We start from the raw sequence: 2,251 nt of genomic DNA on the forward strand, positions 1-2,251 counted from the left end.
TCGAGGGGCAGATCGGCCTGCCTGTCGTGAATTTCGGCTACATGAATGCCGGGGCGGATGTTTTTTCGGGCGAGCCTGAAATCATCGATGCCTGTTCGAAGGCGCAGATCACGGTCATCCAGATCACGGGGGCCCAGAACATGTCGAACCGGTTCTATGCCGTGCATCCACGGCGAAACGACCGGTTCCTGCGCGCGTCGACCCTGATGAAGACGATCTTCCGTGAGATTGATTTCACGGAATTCCACTTTACCCGCCATATGCTGTCGGCGCTGAAGGCTGTGTCTGAAGAGAAATACGCGCTGGTTGAGGGAGAGTTGAAGGCCGCATGGACGGCGCGGATGCGGACGCTGTTGCAGAAGATCAGCGGCAAGTCGGTGCTGCTCTGGATCAAGGGCGACGAACGGTATGGCAGCGACGGGCTGGGGTCGGAACCGCTGATGATCGACGCCGACATGGTCGCCGCGATACGTCCGTTCGCCGCCGATCTGGTCTCCGTGACACCGAGCACGGCAGCACGGATGGCCGGAACCGAGGGGATGTATTTTGCGCCACTCGAAGAGGCCGCTGCGGCGGCCATGCCCGGGCCGAAGGTGCATGAGGAAGTGGCGGATGCTCTGGCGCCAGTGATGAAGCGCCTGCTGAAGCGCTGAAGCGCTGTAAGACCGGATTGGAATGACACGTGTCGGACTTCGAACGAAATGGTTCGAAGTCCGATGCGCTTTTGCTTTGAACCGCGATGAGGCATGCCGGTTCAGTTGCAGACATACCGGTGCGAAGCACGTCCGTATCAGCAGTCCGGCACCGCCACGCAGGCACTGTCCCGAAAGCGCGTCAGAATCTCGGCGGTTTCCTCGGTTTCCCCGACCGGACCACCGGCTGAACAAAGATAGGTGGCATGGGGGGCGAGCTGATCGAGAAATGTCTCTTCCCAGCCATCACTTGCCGCCAGCATCTGTTCGGCCGAATAAAGAAGATGGTCGACGAATGCGGCATAGGCCGCGCCTTTGTCCGAGGCCGTCAGAGTGCAGGCGTCAGCCGGGCGGGCAAAGGCGGGGTGTTCGACAGCCAGGGCCAGATGGGCGCGATAGCTGTCGCGGGCTGATTGAAGCCGTTGCAACCGGTCAGCTTCGTCAAGCTGGATCTTGACGCCGACAAGTGCGGCCAGCGCGACAAGGGCCGTCACAGTGGCGGCGACGGCCTCGAACGCGGGGGCATTGCGCGACAGCCAGCTCATGTCGCGGGCATCTGCTGCGTGGCGCAATGGATGCCGCCGCCCATCTCACCCAGAGGGTCGACGTGGAGTGTGATCACCTCACGCCCCGGATAGTGGCGCCCCAATGTATCGCGGGCGACGGCGTCGGCTTGCGGATCGCCGAATTCGGCGGCGATCACGCCGCCATTGCAGACATAGTAATTGGCGTATGAGGCGACGAAATCGACGCTTTTCACCCGCCGCTTCACGGGTTCGGGGATCACCTCGACCTTCAGCCCGGCGGCGACAAGCGTATCGTGTGTTTCAAGCGCGGCATTGTGAAAGGGATCGCCGGGCACCGGGGCGTCGGGCAGGTTGATCAGCACCCGCCCCGGCCCGGTGAACCGCGCGAGGCTGTCGATGTGGTAATCGGTGATATCCTCAGCCCAAACCCCTTTGCTCCAGATCATCCGGTCGGCGCCGTAGGCGGCAAGCAGACGCTTTTCAATCTCATCGCGCGACTGGCCCGGATTGCGGTTGTCGTTCACCCATGAGCTTTCATGTGCGATCAGCAGGCCGTGGCCGTCTTGTTCGACACCCCCGGCCTCGCCCTGCAATCCGGTCGGCAGAAGCGGCAGACCCAGCCGCCCGGCGACGGTTTCGGCGACGCGGCCATCGCGTACATGCACCTGCTTGCGCCCCCAGCCATTGAAGCGGATATGGCTGACGGCCAAACCGCCCTTGCCATCGACAACAAAGATCGGCCCCGCATCGCGGCACCAGAGATCCTCGGTCGGGATATCCCAAAGCTCCACCGCCGCTGACAGTTTGCGCCGTGCCCGGCGATGGTCAGATGCCGCGGCGAGCATCGTCACAGGCTCGAACTCCGATATCGCATTGGCGATATTCGCGATAGTCGCTTGTGCCATATCCAGAAAGACCGGATCGGGATGCACGCGGCGGCTGACCGGCCATTGCATGAAGGTGCGCTGATGGTGGCCTTCTTCTGGTGGAACATGGAACCCACTGGCTGCTGCTGACCGCCCGGTCCCCATG

3 protein-coding genes are annotated in these 2,251 nt (G+C 62.5%); 1 reads left to right on the plus strand and 2 read right to left on the minus strand.

Annotation, left to right across the window (positions count from 1 at the left end; genetic code table 11):
* Positions 1 to 653, plus strand: a 653-nt coding sequence (locus WBB85_RS23395) for a DUF6473 family protein (protein WP_432640962.1), incomplete at its 5' end; no start/stop codon positions are given.
* 137 nt (positions 654 to 790) lie between these two features.
* Here WBB85_RS23395 and WBB85_RS23400 read toward each other — a convergent pair.
* Together WBB85_RS23400 and WBB85_RS23405 are read right to left on the minus strand one after the other, a co-directional pair.
* Positions 791 to 1,237 (minus strand): hypothetical protein, encoded by a 447-nt coding sequence (locus WBB85_RS23400; protein ID WP_432640963.1) that lies wholly within the window; start codon positions 1,235 to 1,237, stop codon positions 791 to 793.
* Positions 1,234 to 2,250, minus strand: coding sequence for an agmatine deiminase family protein (locus WBB85_RS23405; RefSeq protein ID WP_432640964.1), 1,017 nt, complete (start codon positions 2,248 to 2,250; stop codon positions 1,234 to 1,236). Before WBB85_RS23405 ends, WBB85_RS23400 begins: the two co-directional genes overlap by 4 nt.
* Position 2,251 lies beyond the last annotated feature (1 nt).

The sequence above is a fragment of the Albidovulum sp. genome, assembly GCF_049646345.1.
GTDB lineage: Bacteria > Pseudomonadota > Alphaproteobacteria > Rhodobacterales > Rhodobacteraceae > Albidovulum.